The sequence below is a fragment of the Nocardia arthritidis NBRC 100137 genome (assembly GCF_001612765.1).
Classification (GTDB): domain Bacteria; phylum Actinomycetota; class Actinomycetes; order Mycobacteriales; family Mycobacteriaceae; genus Nocardia; species Nocardia arthritidis.
This window is the reverse complement of sequence record NZ_BDBB01000008.1, coordinates 37,496-62,400: the sequence shown is the minus strand read 5'-3', so window position 1 is coordinate 62,400 and position 24,905 is coordinate 37,496. Positions and strand designations below refer to the sequence as shown.

Here is a 24,905-nt window from a genome sequence, read left to right as displayed (position 1 = left end):
GGCTCCGTCCCAGCTGGTTGAAATTTCACGATGTACTGAAATACGTTTCAGCGCCGGCCGAATCAGCACCGACGTCGGACGGCACGACCATCGATGTCACCCCGGGCTGGCTCCGCGCCGGCGACGACACGCAAGGACTTCCGCCCGATGCTGCTGTTCAGTCACGCCCCGGTCGGCATCGGGGGCGTCAACACGGTGCAGTCCAGCTCACGCCTGCTCCTTCCGATCCCGAACGGCGAATGAACGCGAACGCACAACCATCGAAAGCACGGAGCGGGGTTCTTACGCCGCCCCCGGAAAGCGCCGAGGGACATGCACATTACGGCCGATGTCCGCACCGATCGCGACGGCGCCGCTTGCCCGTAGTCTATCCCGGGATGACGTACTGCACCTGGACCGAATCGGGAGAGTGGAAGAATTCCTTGGTGGTGACGGACAATTCGATGTGGCCGGGGCCTGAGGGGATGGTGGCCGAGTTGTACCACGAGCCGACCAGTTTGATGGTGGTGTTGCCGCGGGCGCCGGTGTCGATGTTGCGCCAGGAGATGTAGGCGGTGGTCGCGCAGGTGCCGATGCCCTCGAAGGCGCTGGTGAGATGGAGTCCCGAGGAGGAGTCCTGGTCCACGTTCCCGCGGATCGTCCCGTAGCACAACCCCGCTTCGGTCGCGGTGGTGTAGAGGACCGGGAGATCGACGGCCTCCGCCGAGGCGGTCCCCGCGAAGACGAATGCCGGCGCGCAGGCCACTACGGCGGCTGCGGCGGTTGTGGCCAATTTGGCGACTGAGCGCATGAGTTTCCCCTCTGAATTCCACTGATCGACATGCCCGGTTGTACTGCGGTTGCCCTTTGTCACCGGAACTTCCAGAACACCAGCCCGGCTGCACGTCTTATCCGTCGCCACGCCGGAGCCGTTACGTCGCACAGCGATTCTCAGGACAAGCCCAGGTCTCCGGCCACGATCATCTTCATGACCTCGCTGGTGCCCGCGTAAATAGAGTTCTCGTTACAGGAAAGGATAGTCTCGTCAGGAGGTCGGACACGGTGACCCACGAACCCGATGACACCCCGTTCTCCCGTACAGTGCATTCATGTTCTCTTCGCATGACCGAGGACCGAGGCGCGCGTGACCAACCCGAGCGAGGAACCGGCCTGGAAGCAGCGCGCCGTCGAGCGCTCCCTCCGCACCGCCAAGCTGCGCGCCGAGGAGCGCGTGCAACGGTTCCTCGACGCCGCCCAGGCGATCATCACCGAGAAGGGCAGCACGGACTTCACGGTGCAGGAGGTCGTCGACCGCTCCCGGCAATCCCTGCGCAGCTTCTACCTGCAGTTCGACGGCAAACATGAGCTGCTGCTCGCGCTGTTCGAGGACGCCCTGAGCCGCACGTCCGAGCAGCTGCGCGCCGCGGCGCACGGCCGGACCGACCCGCTGGACAAGCTCCAAGCGGCCGTCGAGCTGTTGTTCGAGCTGTGCAGACCGCACCCCTCGGCGCAGCGGCCCTTGTTCACCGATTTCGCACCGCAGCTGCTGATTTCACATCCCGATCACGTGAAGGTCGCACACGCGCCGATGCTGGCCCTGTTCACCGAACTGATGGATCTGGCCGAGGACGCCGGGCAGCTGCGGCCGGAGGTCGACTCCCGCCGGACCGCGGCCATGGTGATGCAGACCGTCATGTTCACCGCGCAGTCCGCGGGAGCCTCCGACGACGAGACGCAGCATCCGATCACCGCGTCCGAAGTATGGAACTTCTGCGCGCACGGTTTCGCTCGCGGCTGAGAACGCTATTATCCTGAAGAAGAATTGTACTTGCACTCGGGCTCACGCCCCGAGCTGGGGAGTGATCTCGCCTCCCGCCTCGACTTGTCCGCGGCACCGCCCGCGACATGTCGCCGGTGGGCATCCGGGTGGTGACCATCGCGCCGGGCACCGTGAACACGCCCGCCTACGGCAAGGCCGCCGACCAGTTGGAGGCGTCGTCGATGCGACACGTGACGGCCCGCTGCGCCAGGGAACGATCTCGCTGGTTCTACACTGACCCGCGTCGGTGAATGACGTTCTAAGCTGGAAGCGGACGGCCAATGCCCTGGCAGTAGGGAGCGGATGAACATCGCCAAAGCGCCTCAGCCGGAATACCGGCAGGCCCGCTTCGCCGATATCGAAGACATCGCGGCCATCGAGGCCGAGGTGTTCGCCGAGCCGTACCTGTACCTGATGCTGCGCCAGCTGTTCGACCTGCACGGATCGGAATGGCTGGTCGCCGAGGTGGAGGGCGCCGTGATCGGTTATGCGCTGACGCTGGAGAAGTCCGGCCGGGCACTGCTGTTCACCTTCGCGGTGGCCAAGAGATACCAGGGCGAAGGATATGGCCGCGCCCTGCTGACCCGCGCCTTGCAGACCTGCCGGGAGATCGGCGCCGAGGTGGTGTACCTGACCGTGCGGCCGGACAACCGGCTGGCCGGCGACCTGTTCAAGCGCGCGGGATTCGAATTCGTCGAGCACGACGACCGGTACTTCGGGCCGGGCGAGCCGCGAGACGTTTTCGAGTACCGGCTGAAGGACCGCCCGCTAGACTCGTGACATGGGGGAGATTTCGCCCTTCGTCGCATCCGTCTCGACCCGGATCACAAGGCGCGCGGACGAATACACCGCCGAGATCGATCGGGCCGACCGCCCCGAACAAGCCGAGCTGGAGCAGTTCACCGCGCATGCCGAGGCGATCCTCGCCGACTACGACCCGCCCAGTGCGCGGCGGCATTCCGACTCGCTGGTATTCCGGCACCTGTACGCGGCGGCGCGGCAACCGGCGCCCGACGAGGCGGACTGGCGGGTGCCGAGCGCGATCCCGGCGGCGCTGCTGGCCGCCGAGGTCGAATTCCGTGGTCCGTTGCGGCTGAGCAGCCGGCAGAACACCATGCTGGCCGAGGAGTACGAACGGCTGGGCGCACAACTCTCGGCGGCCGGATTGCCCGCTCATGCGGCGCTGGCCTACCGGAGAGGGGCCGCGCTGTACCGGATGAACGAGGACGACGAGGCTCAGGACCGCTGCGGTCTGCGATTGGCCCGGGCCCGCACCCTCGCGCTGCCGCCGGGCCCACGGCGCTGGCCGGGGCAACTGTCCTATGTCCTGTGCGGCTACGGTTACCGGCCGTTCTGGCTGCTCGGCTGGGTAGCCGGGCAGCTGGTGCTGTTCACCGTCGCCGCTTTGCTGCTGAGCGGCAATTCCTCACCGGCTGCCACCATCTACACGTGCGTGACCGGATTCATCAATCCACTCGGCCCCGGTGACACGGAGAATCTGCGCCCGGCCGCCCGGCCGCTGTTCGCCGTCGAAGCGTGGGCGGGCACGGTGTCGATGTCGGTGTTCTTCGCGCTGCTGGTGCGCAAATGGTTCCGGATGTAGCCGCAGCGGACGCTACCATTCGGTGTCGAGTTCCTTGTGCCGCAATGCGTTCAATGTCGCGACGGCGATCCGGTTCTGCAGCTGGGCGACGAGCGCGTTCCACTGTCGGGACAATCCGGGATCGACCTGCAGCTCGCGCCATAGCGCGCGCATCGACGCCGGGGTGTGGGCTCCCGGCATCCACAGCCCGGCGAGATCCTCGAGCACCGGGGCCAGGATGTCGGTTCGTTCCCGGCTGCGCGAGGGGAAGCGCTGGGCCTCCGCCAGCGCGGCGGTGACGGCGGTCAGCAGCCAGTCGTGCGCGGCCAGATCCTCACAGAACCGTTGCGCAGCATCCAAGTCCGCCTCGTCGCGCACGATCAACCGGACCGTGCGGAGGGTGGCGTCGTCCAGGTGCAGGGCGGCGGCGGGGCCCGCGCTGCCCCCGATCCGGGCAGTCCAGCGCAGCCGGGTGGTTCCCGCCCGCACCGGCGGCGTCTGGTCCAGCCTGGGGTCGGCGCGCAGCCGAGTCAGCAGGCGTTCGCTGATCGAGGCCAGATCCAGTGTGTCGACGTCGGCCCGACCGGTGAGAAAGCCCTCGGCCAGAGCTTCACCGGCGGTGGCTCTTTCGGGGATGCGGCTGATGACCTCGGTCATCCCCTTCTGACTGAGGTAGTGCGACCAGGTCTGTCTGCGCCGGCTCGCCGCGCGCACCACACGGGTGCACGCGGTGGATTGCAGCACACGTCCGCCGGACAGGACCGCGCTGGTGGCCACGGTTCCGACGATGTGCGCGGTCTGCTCGCCCAAGGCCAGATCACAGTCGACGCCCACCGCGGTGGTCGGCGAGACCGCCAGCGTGCCCGGCCGCTCCCGCCAGCGCACCGTGCAGCCCGGCATGAGCGCCAGCAGATCGCAGGCCTCCGCGCCGCTCAACGCGGTCGACGACGGCAGCAGGCAGGTGCGCACTTCACCGAGGACGACCAGAGGCGTGGTCGCGGCCATGTCAAGCTCCGTCGAGCAGCAGGTGGGAGAGCCGATCGCTGACCTTGCGCGGCACCGGCACCGACGGCACCTCGCCTGCGCCGCGGGTGATGGTCTGCTCGACCACGTCGTCGTCCAGATCGAGGTGGTCGAGCACCAGCCGCACGGCGTGCTCGATGCCGATGTACCGCTTGGGTAGCATCGACAGCGTCTTGTAGGCGGCGAACGGCGCGGCGGACGGGTTGAGCTGCACCACCGGCGGCAGGTCGGACCAGCGGCGCGGCGCGAGATCCTCGCGGTGCCACGGTTGCGGATCCGCCACGGCTGCACCGTGATAGCGCAGCATGCCGAGCCGCAGCAGATGCCAGACGGCGGCCAGGAACGGGCACGACCAACGAGTGACCGTCACCCCGTCGACGACGTGCCTGCTCCACAACTCCACGTCGAGGAAGATCGAATGCTCCCGGCGGCCGAACTCCTCCGGTGGCCGATAGGTACGCCGGCGCATGGCTTGATTGTGTTCGTCCTCCGAGGAGCGGCGTCCGTTGCACAGCCAGCCCGATTCCGCGGTCGGCGGCCTGCGGCCGGTACTCGGCGGCGCGGGTTCTGCGACGATGCGCGCGGCCACCATCTCCGCCACGGGAATCGGCTCACCGAACGCCACACCGTCGACGAACTTCGAGGCCCGCCAGCAGCCGGACTCGCGCGCCAGGTAGTCGATGACCAAGCCGGACTCCTCCGCGGCGTCCAGCAGCTTGGTGAGGATGGCGGAGGGATCGGTGTCGGGGTGGAAGTAGTCGTCGATCAGATAGCAGGTGCTCACACGGGCGTTCGGGCCGAACTGCACCTTGGCCGACTCGATGAAAGCCGACACCAGGGGGACGATGCGGCGGAACTCCGCGGTGACCCGCTCGAGGTCGGAGGTGATCTCGTTGAGGTAGAAGTGCCCGACCTCGATAGATAAGTGCGACAACGGAACCGAAGCGATCCGAGGCTGCTCGGTCGCCTCGCTGTAACCCTGTGTATCCCGCATCTACAGCCTCTCCCACGTGGCGATGTCGACCAGTCGGCGAGCCAGTTCGGCATAGGCCAGCGCGGTCTCGGCGTTGGCGATCTGGGCGTTCACGTCCGCGTCGAGGATGAGCTGTTCGCGCCGCTGCAACACCGGTTCCATCGGAGTGTCGCCGAGCTTCGCGGTCGTGCCAAGCCGTTTGGCGGTGGCCAGCCTTCGCAACGCGGTGTCCTGCTCCTGCAGCCACGCCGCCTGCGCCGGGCGCTGCGCGACCCCGTCCCAGTTGGCGTCGGGTACGGCGGTGCGCACATAACGCACCGAGCCGAGCAACTCCTCCGGGTCGTGGCCGCATTCGGCGCCCGCCTTCAGCAGACCGTGCGGGCCGTACACCAGACCGGCGGCGGCCACGATGTGCTGGCGAGTCCAGCGGTGGAAGATCAACCAGCGGGCGGTGCGCCTGCGCAGTTGCGGCAACGCGGTGGCCTGCAGAGCGATCTGCAGGGCGGCCGACCGGCCCGCGCTGAGATCCACGATCACGACGCGGAACTCCTGATCCAGCGCCACCAGCAGTTCCGCGCAGCGCTCCACCACGGCGTCGTCGCCGGTGAGGAACTCGGCGCCGCCCTCGTCGCCGGGCAGCAGCACCAGCCGGCCGGAGTTGGGACCGATCCGGCGCAGGTCCGGCCGATCGGTCGCCGCGCCCACGTCGATGCGCGCCACGGTGCCGCTCTCGCCGAGCAGGTAGGAATGCACGCCGCCGCGCGGTACACCGCGTTCGGCCGCACCGATCTCGAACAGCGCGCCTGCGGTGGGTGAGCCGAGGTCGAAGTCGGCATAGGCGACGTCGAGGCCGGAAAGACACAGCCGGTAGGCGATGTTGCAGCTGGTCACCGAGCGTCCGGTGCCGCCCTTGTCGGAGGTGGAGAACACCAGCATGCCGGCCCCTACCGTGTCGCGTCCCGGCGGGCGTACGCCAGTTCGTCGAGCTGGACCAACGCCTGGGTGGCGAGGCTGTACGCGGTGCCGGGACGCTCGCGCAGCACACCGCGGGCTCGGTCGAGCGATTGCCGGATCCGGTTGACAGCGGCCTGTTTCGGCGAGAAGTCCTGGCCTTCGACCTCCAGTTCCTCCTGATTGAGCAGATGCTCGGCCTCGCTGAGCAGATCCACCGCGCGTGCGACCATCGCCTGGGGAGCCAGCGGGGGTTGCTCGAAGGTGCTGTACGCGATGACCAGGCACTCCATCATCCGCTCCGTGACGAACCAGGACGGCCCTTCCAGCCGCGTGTCCGCCGCGCCGACCACCCGGCCGATGTCGTCCCACAGGCCGATCACCGAGCCGTCGCGCAGCACTCGCTGATCGAGATGATCCATCGCGGCTTCGGCCAGCGCCATCAGCCGGTCGCGGGTATCCACGTCGGTGCGCAGGCGCGCGGCCTGCAGGCAGCGTTTGAGCAGCATGGTCGCGAAATCCGGCACGTACCAGACCAACTGGGTTCCCTCCGCGGCCTCCTCGCTGCCCGCCAGGTTCAGTCGCACACCCGGATAGTGCAGCGGCGCGGCGGGATCGCCCACGGTGAACCGACTGGTGATGCGTCCGCGGCGGGCCAGTTGGTCGAGCACCGCCACCGTGCGGCTCAGATCCTCGGTACTCTCCCGGTAGACCAGGTCCTGGATCAGCACGGCGGTGACCACGAGACTGAAGTACTCCGATTCCTCGCCGTCGGCGGTGCGCCACGGGATGTCCTCCAGCGGCCAGCGGCCGTTGCCGAAGCGAGCGACCTTCGACCAGTAGTTGCGGGTCAGCTCGAAGCGCAGTTGCAGCGCGTCGGCGAGAGTGCGCTGTTCGTCGGTCAGCAGATCGAGTTCCCGGATGCGCTGCGAGGACAGGTCGATGATGCCGTCGAGAGCGACAGCGGTGAAATACAGATACGGACGGGGTTCGGCGTGCCCGGTCGCGCTGCTGACCCGGCCTGGCACGAGGTCGATGGGTTCGGCGCTGCGCACGATGCCCCAGCTCCAGCCGCATTCGAACAGCCGCCCGTCGTCGGCGATATCGACCTCGGTGGTCTGGCTGAGCCTGACCTCGTTGGCCGCCTGCACCCGCAGGCGTTCCAGCTGGGTCGACAGCCGTTCGATGATCTCGTCGGGCGGCGTGCGCGTCTGGTTGAGCATGTAGATGATCGACTGCCCGAACTCGGTGTTCGGCTCCGGTGTGTGGATGACGAAACTGCGGACCAGGCCCGCCATCGCGGCGGTGAGCCGCTTGCTGACCAGCTCGATCACCGCGGGGATCCGTTCGCGCAATTGCCGGGCCTCCAGCCGGACCTCGCCGCTGACGAAGCGCAGGAATCCGCGCAGGAACCGCAGCGCCGCGATGCACAGACTCAGCGACATCGAGTAGGAGTCGACCACCTCCACCGCCGATTGCGCGGCGGTGAGCGTGCTGCCGTCGCCGGAGCGCAAATAGGAGCCGCTGGCGAAGACCGGCTCGCCATCGGGTCCGGTGTAGCGGCGCAGGTAGTCCTCCACCAGGGCGACCAGAGCCCCGCCGATGCGGGTCTCCTCGCCGAACGGGGCCAGCGCGGACCTGACGTCGGGACTCATGTCGTTCGGTTGGTCCAGCGCGAAGGCTTCGATCTCGGTCGCGGGATACAACAGACAGAGCAGCTGTTCGGCGTCGCTGATGGAATTGGCGCCGTCCCGTCCGCCCCAGATCCACGTTCCGTCCGGATAGGAACAGGCGAGCACCGCTCGCCACAGCTCGAGCAACTGCTGCCTCGGCCGAATCCTCATATGCTGTCGGACCTCGCCCCCGAGTTCGACCGGCCGCGCCGGACGTCGTTACATAGAGTGTGCCCCGCGGAGGTTCACTTGGCCAAGCACAGTTTGCGGGGGCACGGGTTGCTACGAGATATCCTGCGGGGCATGTCCTTCGCGTTCACTCGGTGCGAGCGATCGCGGCCGGCGATCCGGCGTCACTCCCGCCCCGCGGTGAGCGCGGTGATCACCGCCCGGAAGTCCGCGGTCTGGAAGGACAGATCCTCCGCGATGGTCGCGTAGTCCAGGGTTGCCAGCACCCCACGCTCCAGGTGCAAGTTCAGCATCCGCTTGGTGCTCTCGACCGCTTGGCGGGGCAGTTCGAGGATGCGTTTCGCACAGGCCAGCGCTTCGCTGCGCGGATCGGCGAGCAGTACCGCGCCGCCCGGCAGATCGGCATCGACCCGATCGGCTGCGCAAGCGGAACATGTTGCGCCGTAACGCGTTACCGTGGGCGAATCCGAACGGCATGACCTTGGACGTGGTCGTCGAGTCGGGCGCCCACACCAAGTTCGTGATCACCGTCGACGACAACGTCCGCCCCCGGCCTGCGGCCTGCCTCCCCTGCCGTGCGGGGACTGCGGGAATGACGAGTAGTGGAGTGCCCCTTGCCCGCCCTCGTCGTCACGGATCTGCACATGGTGGTGTGCTGTGTGCTGTGCACTGTCTCCTGTGCGCGGTGCTGGGCTGCGGTGTGAGAAGGGGAGTCGAACCCCTCGCACTGCCCATCGTGCGCCGGAAAGTGGCCGGAATATCCCGTCCGGCCCCGGGTTCGCGCACGCCTCCGCGACGACTACCTGCTCCACTACCTCAGGTCAATCCAGCAGCTCGACCTCCCAGTTGGAGCGCTGGATGCGCACGTCGAGTTCACGCAGCTCCCTGGCGAGGTCGTCGGCCTGCCCGCGCAGTTCGGCCACCGGCAACGCCGACAACATCTTCAGCTCCGACCGCAGCTGGCGCGCGTACCCCGGCTGCCCCTTGCCCGCCGCCGCGTCGGCGGCGGCCGTGACCAGGGAGTGCCGCAGGCGCAACGCGTCCCGGCGGGCCAGTGCGTCGGTCAAGGTGCCGTCGGTTCCGATCCGCGCCGCGGCGTTGGTGCGATTGATGCGCCGGATCAGCGTCTCGTACTCGCCGAGCACCTCCTGTGCCTCGATGAGCAGTGCCGCCGCGTTCTCGGCGGGCTCCTCCCCCTCCTGGAATCGCGCATTGCTCACAACGCGAGCGCGCAACTGCTCGATCCGCCGCGCCGCATCCGCGCGCAACGTCAACGCCTCCGCCAGCTTCAAGTCCCTTACCTCCCCGATATCGACTCGTGCGGGTCGAGTATGTGTCATTGGGCGGCACGAGTCACGCGAATTAGTCACCGCCCTGGGCTCTTCGAATCCGCGCTCACTGCCGCCAGGTGCACTGCTCTGTCGCCGAGCCGATCGCCGAGACCGCGGCGGTCAATGCGGCAGCATGTCCGTCCAGCAGCCCCGGCCGGGCGGAAACGCCAGGTCGCTCTGCTGGTAGAGACGGCCGTCCGGACCGAGGTAGTTACCGGTCCGGGGGTCGTATCGGGCGATGCCGATCGAGGGGCGGTGCGGGGTTCGCGGGAGCCCCCGCGGGTGCGCCGGTGGTGGCGCGCCCGGGGACCAGCGTGAATCCGGGGGTATACCCTGCCCTTCCAGGCCAGGATCGCACGGGTAGGGGCCCAGCAGGGGTTGCTCGGTGGCGAGAGGCCGGAACTCCTCGTCGTCACCGGGTGTCCTCGTCGGTCGAATCGTCCGAGCGACACGCCTTGCGGCCGAATCGACAGTCATCGGTGCAGCGACCTCTAGCCTGTGACTGTGGCGACCACCCTCCCAGAACTCCACCCAACAAGGACGTGAGCGCGTCCTGGGCTCCGGGCGCGCAGCCCGTGGACGATGCGCCGCCGCCTCGGCATATGACGGCGGCGGAATTTCGGGAACACGGTCGCGCGGTGGTGGATTGGGTGGCCGACTACTGGGAGCGGGTGGAGTCTCTGCCGGTGTCGTCGACGGTGGCGCCCGGTGCGGTGCGTGCGCGACTGCCGTCATCGCCACCGGAGCAGGGCGAGCCGTTTCCCGACCTGCTCGACGATATGGATCGCATCATCGTGCCCGGCCTGACGCATTGGCAGCATCCCGGTTTCTTCGCCTACTACCCGACGGGTGCCTCGGGCCCGGCGGCGCTGGGCGATCTGCTGGCCTCCGGATTGGGGGTGCAGGGGATGCTCTGGCAGACCAGCCCGGCCTGTACCGAGTTGGAACAGCATGTCCTCGACTGGCTTGCCGGGCTGATCGGCCTGCCCGAACGCTTCACCTTCGCCGGCACCGGTGGCGGGGTCGTTCAGGACGCCGCCACCAGCGCGATGCTGGTCACGATGCTCGCGGCGCTGTACCGGGCCTCCGGTGGGCAGGTGGCGCGTAACGGTATCGGCCGCGGCCGCTACGTCGTCTACACCTCCGCCGAGGCCAACTGCGGCTTCGAGAAGGCAGCGCGCGTCGCCGGTCTGGGCTCCTCGGCGGTGCGCTTCGTCGAGACCGGCGACGACCTGGCGATGGACCCGGAGGCGCTTCGCGCCGCAATGGAACACGACGTGGCCCTCGGTTTCACCCCCGTGCTGGTGATGGCGACGGTGGGCACGACGTCCACCGGTGCGATAGATCCGGTGGCCCTCATCGGCCCGGTCTGTCGCGAATACGGCGCCTGGCTGCACGTGGACGCGGCGTACGCGGGCGTCGCGGCGATCTGTCCGGAGCTGCGGTGGATCCATGCCGGCGTGGCCGAGTTCGCCGATTCGTATGCGACCAATCCGCACAAATGGTTGCTCACCGCCTTGGACTTCGATGCCTGCTACGTCGCCGATCGCGGCGCACTGACCGGCGCGCTGTCGGTGCTGCCGGAATACCTGCGCAACGCCGCGAGCGAATCGGGCGCGGTGGTGGACTACCGGGATTGGGCAGGTGCCGCTGGGACGCAGGTTCCGGGCGTTGAAGCTGTGGGCGGTGATCCGCTGGTACGGCGCGGCCGGTTTGCGCGAGCATATTCGGCACAGTGTGGCATTGGCCCAGCAGTTCGCCTCCTGGGTCGAAGCGGACGACCGCTTCGAAGTGCTGGCGCCGCATCCACTGTCGCTGATCTGTTTTCGGTTGCGCGGCGACGATGCCGCGAATCGGGAACTGCTCGATGCGGTCAACGCGACCGGGCGAGTGTTTCTGTTACACACCAAGGTTCGTGGTGCATTCGCACTCCGGCTGGCGGTCGGCGGTACTGCCACCCGGCGGGAGCATGTCGCCGCCGCGTGGGCGCTGCTCAACGAACGCGCGGACATCGCCCGGCACCGACCCGGCCGCGGTGATCAGGTCGGTGCGGCGTTGCCCGAGACCGTGTAGTACGGCCGGCGGACCATGTGCCGGTCGGTTCGAGGTCAACTGTCCAGCGCTAACACGGCACTCCGGTACGGGCGCGCTGGACACCGCGTGGCGAACGCCGCTGCAGCACCCTTCTGCGGCGTTCGCACCTACCTCGGGAACTCAGTAGACGGTGAATGCACCGATGAGATTCGCTTCGGTGACGCCGGGGCAGGATTGTTCGGTGGTCACGGTGTTGTCATCGGATGCCGTATGTCCCGCGTAGGTGCCCGATTCGATCACGATCGGGAACGAGGCCGGGCCCGAGCCCTTGGATTTGCTCTGATTGCCCGCGGCTGCGCTGCTGATCGTGCTGGTGCTGCCATCGGACCAGGTGATGATTCCGGTGCCCTGGTGGATGCTGACTTTCCCGTCGCACGAGGCGACTTCGAAGCCCCGCTCGGCCATGCTCACCGGGTACGGCTCACCCTCGTCGACGGCGGCCCCGGTACAGTCGGTGAAGTCGGCGGTAGCCGTCCACTCGACCTTCGAGGGCATCGCGCCCAACCCCGATCCGGCCCAGTTGACGGTGCCGTCTTCGGTGCAGGTGACCAGAGGCGCCCTGGTTTCGCCATCGGGCGGCGCAGCGATGCCCGGGGCGGTGGACGAAATCACCCCGAGCGACGCGCTTGCGAGAACAACGGCTCCGGCCAGACGATATCGAGTGAACATGCGTCTCCTTGGTCGTTCCTGCTTGCCTGATGTCCGCTGCAGACATTAACCCGCTACCGACCGCGGACCCGGTTCCCCACGCCCTGCGGCGTTGCGTTGACGCCCGTGCACCGGGCGCACGCAATCGGCCCCGGCCGGGCGGGACTCGCCGCTAGGTTGCACACGACCGGCCGGCGATGGAGCCTTCCCAGCCGTGCGATGCGGCAGTCGTCGTCCTCAGGGAACTTCGGTGTCGGCATGGACGACAATCTGGACGTGGAGTGCGAAGTTTGCCGGACCGCACTGTCGGCCCGGATCGACGGCGAACGCGAAACCGTCCCCTCGGCGCGGGTGGACGAGCACCTGGCGCGATGCCAGGAGTGCTGTTGCTGGTATGTCGCGGCCATGGAAGTCTCGAAGCTGATGCGCAGCAGTCGATCCCACCCGCCCGACCTCACCGATGCGATCTTCGCCGCCGCCGAAATGCAACGTCCGGGCCGATCGGTCCCCTCGCTGTCGCTCGGCGCCGTGCCGAGTTCCCGCATCGGCGTGATACGGGTGCTGCTCGGAGTGCTCGGCGTCCTCCAGGTCGGATTGGCGGCGGCTCAGCTGGCCGGCCTGGACTTCGGGATGAGCCATCATGGCGCGGAGATGACTCGCCACTTGCTCAACGAAAGCACGGCCTGGAACTCGGCGATCGGGGTAGGACTGCTCTACAGCGCCATCCGCCCCTCGGCCACGGCGGGCATGCTGCCCGTGCTCGCGGCACTCGTGGCCACGCTCAGCGCCTTCGTCGTCGCCGACCTGCATTCCGGGGTGGTGTCGGTGTCACGCGTCGCCCCGCACAGCGGATTGGTCGTTGCGCTCGCGTTGGTCACTATCGTCCACCAAGCCCGGCGGCCTGATTCATCTCCCCCGGTCGGCGACCGCGCGCCAAGCGAACTCGTCGTGCCCGCAGGCGCCCGGCTGGGCAGGCGCACAGGCCATCTCCGCTCGACCCGAGATCCCGCTGCGTAGCGAAGGGACTCGCATGATCATCGAGCTCGGCCCGGCAAGCGATGTGCCCACTCGGATCTCCCTGGCGGTCACCGGAATGAGCTGCGCCGCATGCGCGAACCGGATAGAGCGCAGGCTCAACAAAGTCGACGGCGTCACCGCGTCGGTGAACTACGCGACTGGCGTCGCGACGATCGACGCGCCCGACGGCGTCAGCCCCGAACAGCTGTGCGCAGAAGTCGACGCCGCGGGCTACGGCGCGTCGCCCATCATCGACTACGCCGAGGCGATCAGTGCGGCCCCGGAGGACGCCGAGGTCAGGAACCTACTGCGACGCTTGGCCGTCGCGCTGCTGGCGTTCTTCCCGCTGGCCGACCTCTCGGTGATGTTCGCGACCCTGCCGTCCACCAGAATTACCGGCTGGCAGTTCATTCTCACCGCGCTGGCGCTGCCGGTAGTGCTGTGGTCCGCCGCGCCGTTCCACCGCCGCGCGCTCGCGGGAGCGAAAGTGTGCGCCACCAGCATGGACACCCTCGTCTCGGTGGGCGTACTCACCGCCACGCTGTGGTCGCTGGACACGATGTATCTGCATCCATCCAGAACCGGACCGGCGCCGGAGGGAGTTTGGGCCGCGATCTGGGCCAGTGACGCCATCTATCTCGAAGTCGCGGCGGGTGTAACCGCGTTCGTGCTGACGGGGCGATACTTCGAAGCGAAGGCGAAGCGCTCGGCGGGCAGCGCGTTGCGGGCGCTGGCCGCACTCGGCGCCCGCGAGGTCACGGTGCTCACTCGCGACGACCGCGAGATGCGCATCCCGATCGCCGAGCTCGTGGAGGGGCAGCGATTCGTGGTACGCCCCGGCGAGACGATCGCCACCGACGGACTGGTGATATCAGGCGAATCCAGCGTCGATGCCTCGGCGATGACCGGGGAATCACTTCCGGTCGACATCACGACCGGCATGGCGGTGATCGGTGGCACCACCGCACTGACCGGACGGCTCATCGTCGAGGCCGCCACAGTAGGCGCGGACACCAAACTCTCCGGCATGATCAGGCTCGTCGAGCAGGCGCAGACGGGCAAGGCGCGAATGCAGCGCGTGGCCGACCGCGTGTCCTCGGTGTTCGTGCCCATCGTGTTCCTGGTCGCGGCCGCGACCTTCGGAGCCTGGTGGATATGCGGGAACGGAGGTGACCGCGCGGCCTCCGCGGCGCTGGCGGTGCTGGTCGTCGCCTGTCCGTGTGCGCTGGGCCTGGCCATACCGACCGCACTGCTGGTGGCATCGGGACGCGGTGCGCAGCTGGGCGTGTTCATCAAGGGCCACCGAGCGCTGGAGGCCACTCGCGATGTCGACACCGTGGTACTGGACAAGACCGGCACGGTCACCCACGCGGCGATGAGTGTCGTCGCCGTGACCGTCGAGGGCAGGTACACCGATACCGAGGTACTGCGCCTGGCCGGGTCGGTGGAAACCGCCTCCGAGCACGCGGTCGCGGCGGCGATCACGCGGCGCGCACTACAGTTGCACGACACTTTGCCTCCGGTCGAATCATTCGAGGCACTACCGGGATTGGGCGCGCGCGGAACCGTCGAAGGCGCCCGGGTGTCCGTGGGAAGGCTCCGGCTCCTCCACCAGCAACGCATCGACGTGCCGCAGACCCTGGTGCGGGAAGTCCACCGTCAGGAGCGGGCCGGACGCACCGTTGTGCTGGTCGCGGTGAACGGCTCGGCCGTCGCGCTCGTCGCCGTGGCCGACACCGTGAAAGACACCGCGACCACCGCGGTAGCGCGATTGCATCGGCTCGGATTGCGGGTGCTGATGTTCACCGGCGACAACCCGTATGTCGCGCAGTCCGTCGCCGATGAGATCGGCATCGACGAAGTCGTCGCCGAGCTGCTGCCCGAAGGCAAGGTCGAATTGATCGCGCGGCTGCAGGAGCACGGACATCGAGTCGTCATGATCGGCGACGGCATCAATGACGGCGCGGCATTGGCCACCGCCGACCTCGGCATGGCGATCGGCGCGGGCACCGATGTGGCGATCGCCGCCGCCGACGTCATCCTGGTGCGCGACGATCTCGCCGCGGCCACCGATGCCATCGAGCTGGCGCACGCGACTTTGCGCACCATCAAAGGAAATCTGTTGTGGGCCTTCGGCTACAACGTCCTCGCGATTCCGGTTGCTGCTCTCGGGCTGCTGAATCCTCTGATCGCGGGCGCGGCGATGGCGTTCTCGTCGTTCTTCGTGGTCTCCAACAGCCTGCGCCTACGCCGGGTACGGCTGGGTGGCTGACCGTTTGCCGGTGCGAGGTCACCGACGGGTGCGGGCCAGCTGCTCGAGCATCGCGTTGTAAGCGGCGAGGTCGGAATCGCCGTACTCGTCGTCCTTGCGATCGGAGCGCACCGCGATGCGCCGATCCTGCGCCACCCACTGCGTGAGCAGCGCACCCACCACAAGCAGAATCGGGACCTCACCGGAAACCCACGCGATGCCACCGCCGACGCGCTGATCCGCCAGCAGATCGATCGTCCACGGCAGCTGGAGATTGCTGTAGAGGCGTTGGCCGACAACGGCGTTCATCGACATCATCGCTATTCCGAAGAACGCGTGAAAGGGCATCACCGCGAACAGCATCCCCAGCCGCCCGATATGCGGCAGCCTGCGCGGACCCGGATCGATGCCGATGATGCCCCAGTAGAACAGGTATCCGACGACCAGGAAGTGCACGTTCATCACCACATGCCCCCAGTGATAGCGGATCAGGCTCTCGAACAGCGGAGTGAAATACAGCCCGTACAACGAGACAACGAACAACGCGATCGCGGAGCCGGGATAGGCCAGCACGGCGGTCGGCCTGGCATGCAACAGGGCCAGCACCCACTCGCGCGGCCCGTGCACCGCGCCCCGAGCGGCCGGCGGGACAGCCCGCAGCAGCAACGTCACCGGTGCGCCGAGTACCAGAAGCACCGGCACGAACATGTTCAGTGCCATATGGGTGATCATGTGCATGCTGAACATCGCCAGACCGTAGGTTCCGACGCCCGAGGACGTCGCGACCAGTAGAGCCAGGCAGCCACCCGTCCACGACAGGGTGCGCCAGCGCGACCATCGGTCGCCGCGGCGACGGAGCCGCAGCACACCGAGTATGTATGCCATGACCCCGACCAGCGCGACAGTGCCGAGCACGAAGTCGAAACGCCACAGGGCCAGCAGCCGCCACAGGGTCGGCCGATCCGTCAGCTCGAATCCGAGGAACACCTCCTGGGCCGTGAAGGACCGGTCGGCGAAGGCGGGCGCCGGTTGCACGGCCATCGCCACCAATCCACTGAGCGCGACGGCGGAAAACGCTGCGCCCCAGATAAATACGGAAACCGTCCCGCTATTCGGCACGCGTGTGCGGTAGACACACCACAGCATCCGCCCGGTCGCGACCAGCCCTGCGGCCACTAACAGCGCCAGCCTGCCGTACCCGGTATTCACCACACACGACCATGGCAACAGCACGACTACGAGCACCAGCCCGCTGAGCACCGTGCTCACCAGGCACAGCACACCGATGACCGTTGCGCGCCGGACCGCGACCGCCGTGTCCGAACCACCGCGCCGCAGTTGCTCGGCCACGCACCAGAACAACCCTGGCACAACCGACACCGCGATCTGGAAGATGATCATCGCGCCCGTGCTGTAGTCGTGGCCGGGCCCTTCCCCCGCGTTACCGACCAGCGCCTGCGGCAGCACGGCCGCGGCCGCGGGCATCGTCAGCACGGCGGCGCCGGTCCAGGACAACGTCAGCCGCGCCCCGAGACTCACCACCGCGGCCGACACCGCGACGGCGATCCACGCCTTGGGTTTCTCGCTCGCCTCGATCAGGGCACCCAGCGCGCCCGTGCGCACCAGACCCGAAACGCTCAGCCCGCCCACATTCGCCGCCGTCACCGGTATCAACACCAGGGCCGAGACCGACCATATCCAGCCTGCGCGCTCGGCCAGCAGCACGCCCGCATAGCCGTCCACCAGGATCTTCCCTTGCGCGGAGACCCGCGTGCAGCACACCGCGTAAACCAGGGCGCCCAGCGTAACCGCGCCTGCCAGCGCGGTCACCGTCCGCAGCAACGCGTAGCACAGCGCGGACGCGAGCCCGGGATAGGCCGTGCCCGCCGCTCGATAGGGTGCCTCACCCATCGCCACGACCGCGCCGACGACCAGCGACAGCGACACCACGACGGCGATGAACCGAATACAACGGACATCCCAGCGATTCATCTCCACCGTGGATCCACCCGACCTTCCAACCGAACAGCGGAAACAGCTCGCGCGTATTGGTCGGGGCGGGCGCACCGAAAGTTCCCGGAGCTTGCGTACCGGCGACAGTGCTCGAACAGTAGTTCCCTCGGCCCAGGGAATCAGGCAGTCGAGAACTCCCATACCGGCGGAACTGCCCGCGCCTGCCCCACGACTACCTGAGCTCAGGGCCGCTTGCGTGCGGCGTGGCCGGGAGGACAGCAGTGCAGAAACACCCCACGATCGGACGGGACCGGCCGACAACCGTCTCGGTGACCGGCGTGCTGACGGCAACCATGGCCTTTTCCATGCTGCAGTTGTTCGTCATCGGTGCGCTGGGCCCGCGAATCGTGCCGGATCTCGGCATGTCCACCACGGCATTGGGCTCGACGACCACCATGGGCTTCGGGACGGCGGCTCTACTGTCGCCGCTGGCGGGCCGCGCGGTGGACTTGCTCGGCCCCCGACGATGCCTCCTTGCGCTTCTGCTGGCTGTCGCAGTCGCTCTGGGGTCGATCGCCGCCGCGACCGGCTATGCGGTGCTCCTGGCGGCGGTGGCGCTCGGCGGTGTCCCGCAGGCATTGGCCAACCCCGCGACGAACAAAGCGATTCTGGCGACGATCTCACCGGCCGACCGGGCAGGGGTAACCGGCGCCAAGCAGTCCGGTGTGCAACTCGGCGCGGTCGCGGCCGGGTTGCCGCTGACCGCGCTGGCGGCCTCGGCAGGCTGGCGTGCGGCGGTGTGGGCAGCTGTGGGCGTGGCGCTGCTGGTCGCGCTCTGGGTGTGGCGCACTCTGCCCGCGGACCCGCCGCGACGTCAAGAGGCCGGGTCGAATCCAGGCTCCGGTGACGGCCAGCAGCGGCAAGGTACCGACAGCGTTGTGCGCTGGCTGGCGGGGTACTCATTGTTCCTCGGGGCCGCGATGGCGTCGATCAACACCTATCTGGCGCTGTTCGGCGAACGACGGCTCGGACTCGGTGCGGCAGCGGCGGGAACACTGGTGGCCGTGCTCGGCGTAGCCGGCATCGCGGGCCGCATCGGCTGGGCTCGCGTCGCGGGGAATCCGCGTGTTGCTGTGGTGCTGCCTGCGGGCTTGGCGTTCGGGTCGGGAATCGCGGCGCTGCTGCTGGCTGCCTCGGCGCTGGTGACCGGGGTGGTGTGGGTCGCGGTGATCGCAGTAGGCATTTTCGGCATGGCGGGCAACGCCGTGTCCATGGTGCTGGTAATCCAGCGCTCGGCTCCCGGACGCGCGGGACAGGATTCGGCACTGGTATCAGCGGGATTCTTCGCTGGATTCGCCAGCGGGCCATTAGTTTTCGGCATCGTTGTGCCCTCGATCGGATACAGCGGCAGCTGGCTGATCGTCGCAACGGAATTCGGTGTCGCGGCGACGATCGCGGCGCTGTGGGCGGTGCGCGCCCGAGCTTTCAGCGTTGGGGCGCGGGTATGACGGCATGGCATCGCATCTGCGGCCTGGATGACGCAAAAGTATCGCGACCGCAGACGGAGTCCTACCGACGTGTGCATTCGCGAGAATGGCGATGGAGTGCGGTTTCGTGACGGATTGGGCGCGAGCGGCTCTCGAAGCCGTGTTGCACCGTGTATCGAGCACATATGACGCTGTCGGCGCTCGGTTTCCGCTGTACGCCGACAGCACGTCGGGAGTATGGACGACGACTTCCCGCGGTTCCTGGACCGGCGGCTTCTGGGCGGGCCTGCTGTGGCTGCGCGCGTTGAGCAGCGGCGAGCCCGCAGACCGGAGCGTCGCCGCGGAAACGACGGCACGGCTCGCCGATTGGGTGACCGCGGACACTTCAACCCGTGGGTTGATCCTCTGGTACGGAACCGCTCTGGCCACCGGGCCAGGTGGAGACCCTGACGCCCTGATACTTCGCGAGGCTGCCGCACGGCACATCCGTGCCGACTTCGACCACGACCTCGGGATGCTGCCATGGGGTTCGGCCTTCGGTGGCCCGCGTCTCGTCGCTCGCGTGGACGGAGTTCCGGGCGTTGTGCCGCTGCTGGCCACAGACCCGAGCCCCCGCAGCGGCGACATCGCACGACGGCATCTGCGCACCCACTCGAGCCGCTGGCATGCGAAACCGGTCGCCACCCCGGCATGGACATGGTCGAACGGCGAATGGGTCCCCGGTGCGCAACCGCGACCAGGGTGGAGCCGAGGCCGGGCTTGGCTTCTGCTCGCCCTGGCCGATGCCTGCTGGCATCTGTCCTCGGAGTTCATCGTCGACGCGAAGGTACTGGTGGACATCGATCGACCGCTGGTGCCTGCCGCGGAAGATCACCCCGACGCGCCACCGGACACCTCGGCCGCCGCGATCGAAGCGGTAGCGCTGCTCAAACTCGCGGCGGCCCAGCCGCTCGCGCCGCATGTCCCGGCTTTGCGAAACAGAGCCACCGAGATCATCCGACGGCTCGCGACGGAACATCTGAGCGGCCCAGGCGCGCCGGGACCGCTGGGCAGGTTGTGCGGCGGATGCTACGACTTCGAGCGCGGACTGGCCACCAGCCACGAGTTGATCTGGGGCGATTTCTTCTTCGCACTGGCCTTGGCCATCCATACCGGATCGGTCGGCGCATTCGACATCTGAAGCGACGTCAGCGCAGTACCGATCCGGCCACGGAGGCGATGTGCCACTCGTCCGGACCATCCAGCAACCGCGCCGTCCGCCCCATCCGCAGCAGCCCCGGCAGCGCGGTGTCCGGCCCCAATCCGGCAGCGCCGTGCACCTGGACCGCGGAATCGACCACTTGCTGGAGCGTCCGCGCCGCGGCCACCTTGGCCAAGCCGGATTCCACGCGGGCGTCATGGCCCGCGTCCAGGAGTGCGGCCGCCTTGTGCACCAGAGGCCGGGTGCTCCGGATGGCCAGCAGCGACTCGAAAACATGCTGCTGCACCAACTGCCGTTCGGCCAACGTTCCCGACGACTGCCTGCGCGTCCGTGCTCGCGCGCACATCAGGTCATAGGCGCGCTGCGCCTGTCCGAGCCAGCGCAGGCAGCGCAACGTCCGGCCGAGCTGCAGTCGCTGCCCAGCGATCGGCAACGCGCGGCCCCGCTCGCCGATGAGATGGTCTTTCGGCAACCTGACCTCGTCCATGGCGATCTCCCACTGCCCACCCACGCCCAGAATCGGCAGCTCACGCACGAGCCGGAAGCCCGGTGCATCGGTGGGCACGAGCAGCAGTGAGAGCCCCTCGCGGTCGGCTGCCCGCCCCTCGGTGCGAGCCAGCACAGTGATCACGTCGGCGTCCCCGGCTCCGCTGACGAACCATTTGCGGCCGGACACGATCCAGGATCCGTCGGGAGCCGTCGTCGCTCGTGTCGCCGTCAGGGTCGGATCGGTGCCCGGTGTGTCGGGTTCGGTCATCGCATACGCGGCACGCAGCTCGCCCGAAACCAAGCGCTCGAGGTAGGTCTCTCGAACACGGGCACCGCCATGACGCTGCAACATCCGCACATCCAGCAGCGACGCCGAGCCCAGCACCGACGGCCCGTGATCACTGGCGCCTTCTGCCTCGGCCAAGCACACGTACTCGGCGAATGGGAGCCCCTGGCCGCCCAGCTCCGTGGGCAGCGGCAAGGCCCACAGTCCCGCCGCCCGGGCGGCCTCGGTCAACTCCGAACGCGCTGCCGCAGCGACGGCGCCGCCCGCGTCGAGACGGGGCTCCTGCGGCATTACACGGTCTGTCACAAAGAACTCGACGCGCTCGCGTAGTGACGTGCCGTCGACGGCCGCGTCGGAGATACCGGTGTGAGATGCGAACGAGTCCATGGCTTCTCCTGGTCTGCCGGGAACTCGATGTCCCCGCGCTGCGACTGCTGTTGTCCGCGGGAGTGGTCGGGGGCGATCGCCACCGAGTTCCCGCGGCGGTCACTCTGTTCGAAAAGGAGAGCCATGACACTCGGCGCTACCCGGACCTCCGACAACAAAATGACGGCGAAACCTCTCCAGGGGGCGCGGGTTCGGACCGGCGGTCCGCCGGGACCGAACTCGGTGGCCACGTGGCACCTGCGGTCGCTGGGCGCTGAAGCTTCCCCGGACGACCACGACGCGCTGACCCTGACCGATCCCGACGGCGCGACGATCGAGACCCACCTGTCCTGGAGCAGCACCACCAGCGAGGTATGCGATGAGGCGACCGCCCAGGCCGCGGCCGGGCTGATGCTCGTGCACGGACGCCGCGACGGTGTTCCGCGTGGCCTGGCCGTGGACTACGTTTCCACCGCCGCAGGCGTGCTCGCCGTTCAGGGCTTGCTGGCCGGGCTCATCGGCCGCGCGAGGGGCGCATCGGTCACCGCTGCGGGTGTCTCGCTCGATCACGTTGCGCTGCTGACCATCTCGCAGTACCTCGCCGCGGCATGCGCCGACGACGACGAAGCCAGCCCCCTGGCACCCGGTGGGCCACCGTTCACCACCTCCGACGGCATCCGATTCGAACTAGAAGCGCTGGACGTCGCGGTATGGGCGGACTTCTGGCAGGCCATGCGAGCACCGATCGCCGCGGCACGAAAAGGTTGGCGACCCTTCCAGTTCCGATACGCCACCGCGTGCGCTCCGATCCCCGAGGAGTTGCATCGGACGACACTGAACCGCACATGGGCGCACGTGCAGGCAGCTGCGGACGAATCCGGAGTGGATGTCTGCCGGTTGCATACTCTCGCCGAACGCGCCGGGGAACTCCACGGTGGCGCGGAATCGACGCGACCGTGGGAACTGGCCCCGAACCCGGCGATGCCGGCGGCAGCGCGGGCACGCAGCCGATGTAGCGCCGAGCGCCCGCTGGCAGGCTTCACCGTGTTGGAGGCAGGGCGTCGGGTGCAGGCTCCGCTGGCCGCGCATCTGTTGGGACTGCTCGGCGCGAACGTCGTACGAATCGAACCGCCCGGGGGTGATCCACTACGCGGCATGCCACCCACCACTTCGGACATCTCCGCACGCTGGCTGGCGCTCAACCGGGGCAAGGACGCGGTCGAAATCGACATCAAGTCCGCTGCCGACCGAGATCGACTGTGCGAACTCGCCGCAGACGCCGATGTGTTCTTGCACAATTGGGCGCCGGGCAAGGCCGAGCAACTCGGACTCGACGCCGATACGTTGTCGGCGGCCAATCCCGGCCTGATCTATGCCTACACCAGCGGGTGGGCAGGCCGGATCGTCGGTGCGCCCATGGGCACCGACTTCATGGTGCAGGCCCGCACCGCTGTCGGGGAAGCGGTCCGCCCGGCCGACGAACCTCCGACACCCTCACTGATGACGCTGCTCGACGTGCTCGGCGGCATGCTGGGCACCGAAGCGATACTGGCCGGACTGCTCGCCCGTGAGCGCACCGGCCGAGGCGTCCGCGTCGAATCCTCGCTCCTCGCCGCAGCGCAGGTGCTCACCGCGCCGGCACTCGACCGCGCCCGCCACGGTCGTCCACCACGACGCCCCGCGGGATTCCGTCGACCACTACCGACCGCCGATGGATTACTCGCACCCACCGATGAACATGCCACGGCAGCAGCCGGGTATACCGCGCGGGTGCGTGCGCTGTCCACCGACGACGCCTGCGCGATGCTTCGCGATCACGGCGTCCTCGCCACTCCGGTGACCACCGATCTCACCACCTTGCCCGACGATCCGCGCTTCACCGGGGCCATGACGCGCGACGAACACGGCGCGGTCGCGGTCTCGACGCCGTGGAGGTTCCGATGAGCGTCGTCCTGAATGATCTGGTTCCTCGGGCACTGCGCCGATCCTGGGCTGCCGACGGCAGTTACCCCGATCTGGACCTGTATTCGCTGTTCCGGGCACGCCGCTGTCAGGACCCGCACCGGACGGCGTTGTCGGACCACCAGGGCGAGTTGAACTACGCGCAATTGGATACTCTGGCGCGGAAGCTGGCCGCCGGTCTGGCTGCCCGAGGCGTTCGTTCGGGCGATGTCGTCGGCGTTCAGCTGCCCAACTGCCGTGCCGCTGTGATCACCGACCTGGCGTTGGCCGCACTGGGCGCTGTCGCCCTGCCCTTTCCCGCGGGGCGCGGCATGCGCGAGGCCGAGTCACTGCTGCGGCGCGCGGAAGCGGTGGGTGTCCTGGCCGCCGCGCAGTTCCGCGGAAACGCCCATGCCGCGGAACTTGCGCAACTGCTCGACCGGTTGCCCGCGCTCCGCTTCGTCGTCGCCGTCGGCACCGGCCCGGCGGCCGGTCGTTGTGTGCCGTCCGCTGAGCTGTTCGAGTACGACGATCACGACTTCGTCCCGACCCGCCCCGATCCGGACTCGGCTGCTCGCATCCTGGTGTCCTCCGGGTCGGAGTCGGAGCCGAAAATGGTCGCCTACTCCCACAACGCGCTCGCCGGCGGGCGTGGCAACTTCATGGCCTCGTTGTTGAGCGACGGCCGACCGCCGCGCAGCTTGTTCCTCGTACCGCTCGCAACGGCGTTCGGCAGCAACGGCACGGCCGTCACACTGGCCCGCCATGGTGGCTCGCTGATCCTTCTCGACCACTTCTCGCCGGTAGAGGCGCTCGCGTACATCGAACGTCACCGTCCCACCCACGTGCTCGGCGTCCCAACCATGATCCGGATGATGCTCGAGCACGGCGCGGCGCAGACCGACACGTCCTCACTGACGGCGCTGGTCCTGGGCGGTTCGCAACTCGACGCCACCACAGCGCAGGAGGCGCAGCGAGCATTCGGATGCGCGGTGGTGAACCTCTACGGTTCGGCCGACGGCGTCAATTGCCACACCGAGCTCGATGAAGTAGACGCCCACAGAGCGGCTTCCGGAGTTCTCGTCGGGCGGCCAGACCCGCGCGTCGCTCAGATCCGCATCGACCGAGTCGACACCGGTCAGACCGCGGCGCCAGGGGAAACCGGAGAGATAGTCGCCAGGGGTCCGATGACGCCCCTGTGTTACGTCTCGGACCCGCGGTTGGACGCGCGCTACCGCACCAGCGATGGATGGGTTCGCACCGGCGACCTGGGCGTACTCGACCTCGAGGGGCGCTTGCACGTGGTCGGACGGCTCAAGGAAATCGTCATACGCGGCGGCGCGAACATCAGCCCCGCCGAGGTCGAGCGCGTACTGGCGACCCATCCCGACGTCCGCGACGTGGCGTGCCTCGGTGTCCCGCACGACGTGCTCGGTGAACGCCTCGCCGCCTGCGTCGTTCCACGGCCGGGCAGCGCGCCCGACCTGGCAGGGCTGTGTGCTCACCTGGCAGCCAGTGGCATGGAGCGCGGCAAACACCCGGAATCGCTCCTGCTGCTCGAGGCCCTGCCGTTGACACCGGCAGGAAAACCCGACCGGGCGGCGCTGCAAACGCAGTTCACGGCGATCGGGCACTGAATGTGCTGCGGGGCA

General features: G+C 68.3%; 19 protein-coding genes and 3 pseudogenes. 12 read left to right on the top strand and 10 right to left on the bottom strand.

Annotation, left to right across the window (positions count from 1 at the left end; genetic code table 11):
• Window positions 1–367: 367 nt before the first annotated feature.
• Window positions 368–790: a hypothetical protein gene (locus NA8_RS08025; RefSeq protein ID WP_063049738.1), complete on the bottom strand. Its 423-nt coding sequence runs from the start codon at window positions 788–790 to the stop codon at window positions 368–370.
• A 333-nt stretch (window positions 791–1,123) separates the two neighbouring features.
• Between NA8_RS08025 and NA8_RS08020 the strand changes: the two genes are divergently transcribed.
• The 4 genes and pseudogenes from NA8_RS08020 to NA8_RS08010 all read left to right on the top strand — a co-directional run bounded on the left by NA8_RS08020 (window position 1,124) and on the right by NA8_RS08010 (window position 3,401).
• Window positions 1,124–1,777 (top strand): TetR/AcrR family transcriptional regulator, encoded by a 654-nt coding sequence (locus tag NA8_RS08020; protein WP_063049737.1) that lies wholly within the window; start codon window positions 1,124–1,126, stop codon window positions 1,775–1,777.
• 98 nt (window positions 1,778–1,875) lie between these two features.
• Window positions 1,876–1,971: pseudogene (locus NA8_RS33540) on the top strand (3-hydroxyacyl-CoA dehydrogenase); the annotation flags it as partial.
• Window positions 1,972–2,101: 130 nt separating this feature from the next.
• Window positions 2,102–2,578: a GNAT family N-acetyltransferase gene (locus NA8_RS08015; RefSeq protein WP_063049736.1), complete on the top strand. Its 477-nt coding sequence runs from the start codon at window positions 2,102–2,104 to the stop codon at window positions 2,576–2,578.
• A 1-nt stretch (window position 2,579) separates the two neighbouring features.
• The gene (locus NA8_RS08010) at window positions 2,580–3,401 is read left to right on the top strand and encodes a hypothetical protein (RefSeq protein ID WP_063049735.1); all 822 of its coding nucleotides are present in this window, start codon (window positions 2,580–2,582) and stop codon (window positions 3,399–3,401) included.
• Window positions 3,402–3,413: 12 nt separating this feature from the next.
• Here NA8_RS08010 and NA8_RS08005 read toward each other — a convergent pair whose 3' ends face one another.
• The 6 genes and pseudogenes from NA8_RS08005 to NA8_RS07985 form a co-directional block, all read right to left on the bottom strand.
• Entirely contained in the window at window positions 3,414–4,385 is a 972-nt protein-coding gene (locus tag NA8_RS08005; protein ID WP_063049734.1) for an SCO2521 family protein, read from the bottom strand.
• A gap of 1 nt (window position 4,386) precedes the next feature.
• Window positions 4,387–5,397 (bottom strand): SCO2522 family protein, encoded by a 1,011-nt coding sequence (locus tag NA8_RS08000; protein WP_063049733.1) that lies wholly within the window; start codon window positions 5,395–5,397, stop codon window positions 4,387–4,389.
• Window positions 5,398–6,312: an SCO2523 family variant P-loop protein gene (locus tag NA8_RS07995; protein WP_063049732.1), complete on the bottom strand. Its 915-nt coding sequence runs from the start codon at window positions 6,310–6,312 to the stop codon at window positions 5,398–5,400.
• 8 nt (window positions 6,313–6,320) lie between these two features.
• Window positions 6,321–8,171 carry an SCO2524 family protein gene (locus NA8_RS07990; protein WP_063049731.1) on the bottom strand — a complete coding sequence of 617 codons (1,851 nt, stop codon included), beginning with the start codon at window positions 8,169–8,171 and terminating at the stop codon, window positions 6,321–6,323.
• Window positions 8,172–8,353: 182 nt separating this feature from the next.
• Window positions 8,354–8,566 (bottom strand): annotated as a pseudogene (locus tag NA8_RS34895) (enoyl-CoA hydratase/isomerase family protein); the annotation flags it as partial.
• A 444-nt stretch (window positions 8,567–9,010) separates the two neighbouring features.
• Window positions 9,011–9,481 (bottom strand): DIP1984 family protein, encoded by a 471-nt coding sequence (locus NA8_RS07985; RefSeq protein WP_063049730.1) that lies wholly within the window; start codon window positions 9,479–9,481, stop codon window positions 9,011–9,013.
• A 641-nt stretch (window positions 9,482–10,122) separates the two neighbouring features.
• Between NA8_RS07985 and NA8_RS07980 the strand changes: the two are divergent.
• Window positions 10,123–11,151 (top strand): annotated as a pseudogene (locus tag NA8_RS07980) (aminotransferase class V-fold PLP-dependent enzyme); the annotation flags it as partial.
• 13 nt (window positions 11,152–11,164) lie between these two features.
• Complete coding sequence (locus NA8_RS35685) at window positions 11,165–11,593, top strand: pyridoxal-dependent decarboxylase (protein WP_369690248.1); 429 nt, start codon at window positions 11,165–11,167, stop codon at window positions 11,591–11,593.
• A 141-nt stretch (window positions 11,594–11,734) separates the two neighbouring features.
• Here the strand turns inward: NA8_RS35685 and NA8_RS07975 are convergent, their stop codons facing one another.
• Complete coding sequence (locus tag NA8_RS07975) at window positions 11,735–12,283, bottom strand: hypothetical protein (protein ID WP_063049729.1); 549 nt, start codon at window positions 12,281–12,283, stop codon at window positions 11,735–11,737.
• A gap of 237 nt (window positions 12,284–12,520) precedes the next feature.
• On the opposite strand from NA8_RS07975, the gene NA8_RS07970 reads away from it, so the two are divergent.
• Both NA8_RS07970 and NA8_RS07965 read left to right on the top strand, forming a co-directional pair.
• Window positions 12,521–13,279, top strand: coding sequence for a zf-HC2 domain-containing protein (locus NA8_RS07970; RefSeq protein ID WP_063049728.1), 759 nt, complete (start codon window positions 12,521–12,523; stop codon window positions 13,277–13,279).
• A 13-nt stretch (window positions 13,280–13,292) separates the two neighbouring features.
• Window positions 13,293–15,551, top strand: a complete 2,259-nt coding sequence (locus tag NA8_RS07965; RefSeq protein ID WP_063049727.1) for a heavy metal translocating P-type ATPase — start codon at window positions 13,293–13,295, stop codon at window positions 15,549–15,551.
• 18 nt (window positions 15,552–15,569) lie between these two features.
• Here NA8_RS07965 and NA8_RS07960 read toward each other — a convergent pair whose 3' ends face one another.
• On the bottom strand, window positions 15,570–17,522 hold the full coding sequence (locus NA8_RS07960; RefSeq protein ID WP_063049726.1) for a cytochrome c oxidase assembly protein: 1,953 nt from the start codon (window positions 17,520–17,522) through the stop codon (window positions 15,570–15,572).
• Window positions 17,523–17,764: 242 nt separating this feature from the next.
• On the opposite strand from NA8_RS07960, the gene NA8_RS07955 reads away from it, so the two are divergent.
• Window positions 17,765–18,991 carry an MFS transporter gene (locus tag NA8_RS07955; RefSeq protein WP_218019422.1) on the top strand — a complete coding sequence of 409 codons (1,227 nt, stop codon included), beginning with the start codon at window positions 17,765–17,767 and terminating at the stop codon, window positions 18,989–18,991.
• Window positions 18,992–19,097: 106 nt separating this feature from the next.
• Window positions 19,098–20,150, top strand: coding sequence for a hypothetical protein (locus NA8_RS07950; protein WP_218019421.1), 1,053 nt, complete (start codon window positions 19,098–19,100; stop codon window positions 20,148–20,150).
• Between the two features lie 7 nt (window positions 20,151–20,157).
• Here the strand turns inward: NA8_RS07950 and NA8_RS07945 are convergent, their stop codons facing one another.
• Entirely contained in the window at window positions 20,158–21,333 is a 1,176-nt protein-coding gene (locus NA8_RS07945; RefSeq protein WP_063049725.1) for an acyl-CoA dehydrogenase family protein, read from the bottom strand.
• Window positions 21,334–21,456: 123 nt separating this feature from the next.
• On the opposite strand from NA8_RS07945, the gene NA8_RS07940 reads away from it, so the two are divergent.
• Window positions 21,457–23,256, top strand: a complete 1,800-nt coding sequence (locus NA8_RS07940; RefSeq protein ID WP_063049724.1) for a CoA transferase — start codon at window positions 21,457–21,459, stop codon at window positions 23,254–23,256.
• Window positions 23,253–24,890, top strand: coding sequence for a class I adenylate-forming enzyme family protein (locus tag NA8_RS07935; protein ID WP_063049723.1), 1,638 nt, complete (start codon window positions 23,253–23,255; stop codon window positions 24,888–24,890). The genes NA8_RS07940 and NA8_RS07935 overlap by 4 nt, the downstream gene beginning before the upstream one ends.
• Window positions 24,891–24,905: the final 15 nt, after the last annotated feature.

What these genes read in the sequence shown, in the direction of transcription:
- NA8_RS08025 (WP_063049738.1), bottom strand. Translation starts at nt 790, where the DNA reads ATGCGCTCAGTCGCCAAATTGGCCACAACCGCCGCAGCCGCCGTAGTG.
- NA8_RS08015 (WP_063049736.1), top strand. Translation starts at nt 2,102, where the DNA reads ATGAACATCGCCAAAGCGCCTCAGCCGGAATACCGGCAGGCCCGCTTC.
- NA8_RS08010 (WP_063049735.1), top strand. Translation starts at nt 2,580, where the DNA reads ATGGGGGAGATTTCGCCCTTCGTCGCATCCGTCTCGACCCGGATCACA.
- NA8_RS08005 (WP_063049734.1), bottom strand. Translation starts at nt 4,385, where the DNA reads ATGGCCGCGACCACGCCTCTGGTCGTCCTCGGTGAAGTGCGCACCTGC.
- NA8_RS08000 (WP_063049733.1), bottom strand. Translation starts at nt 5,397, where the DNA reads ATGCGGGATACACAGGGTTACAGCGAGGCGACCGAGCAGCCTCGGATC.
- NA8_RS07995 (WP_063049732.1), bottom strand. Translation starts at nt 6,312, where the DNA reads ATGCTGGTGTTCTCCACCTCCGACAAGGGCGGCACCGGACGCTCGGTG.
- NA8_RS07990 (WP_063049731.1), bottom strand. Translation starts at nt 8,171, where the DNA reads ATGAGGATTCGGCCGAGGCAGCAGTTGCTCGAGCTGTGGCGAGCGGTG.
- NA8_RS07975 (WP_063049729.1), bottom strand. Translation starts at nt 12,283, where the DNA reads ATGTTCACTCGATATCGTCTGGCCGGAGCCGTTGTTCTCGCAAGCGCG.
- NA8_RS07970 (WP_063049728.1), top strand. Translation starts at nt 12,521, where the DNA reads ATGGACGACAATCTGGACGTGGAGTGCGAAGTTTGCCGGACCGCACTG.
- NA8_RS07965 (WP_063049727.1), top strand. Translation starts at nt 13,293, where the DNA reads ATGATCATCGAGCTCGGCCCGGCAAGCGATGTGCCCACTCGGATCTCC.
- NA8_RS07960 (WP_063049726.1), bottom strand. Translation starts at nt 17,522, where the DNA reads ATGAATCGCTGGGATGTCCGTTGTATTCGGTTCATCGCCGTCGTGGTG.
- NA8_RS07945 (WP_063049725.1), bottom strand. Translation starts at nt 21,333, where the DNA reads ATGGACTCGTTCGCATCTCACACCGGTATCTCCGACGCGGCCGTCGAC.
- NA8_RS07940 (WP_063049724.1), top strand. Translation starts at nt 21,457, where the DNA reads ATGACACTCGGCGCTACCCGGACCTCCGACAACAAAATGACGGCGAAA.
- NA8_RS07935 (WP_063049723.1), top strand. Translation starts at nt 23,253, where the DNA reads ATGAGCGTCGTCCTGAATGATCTGGTTCCTCGGGCACTGCGCCGATCC.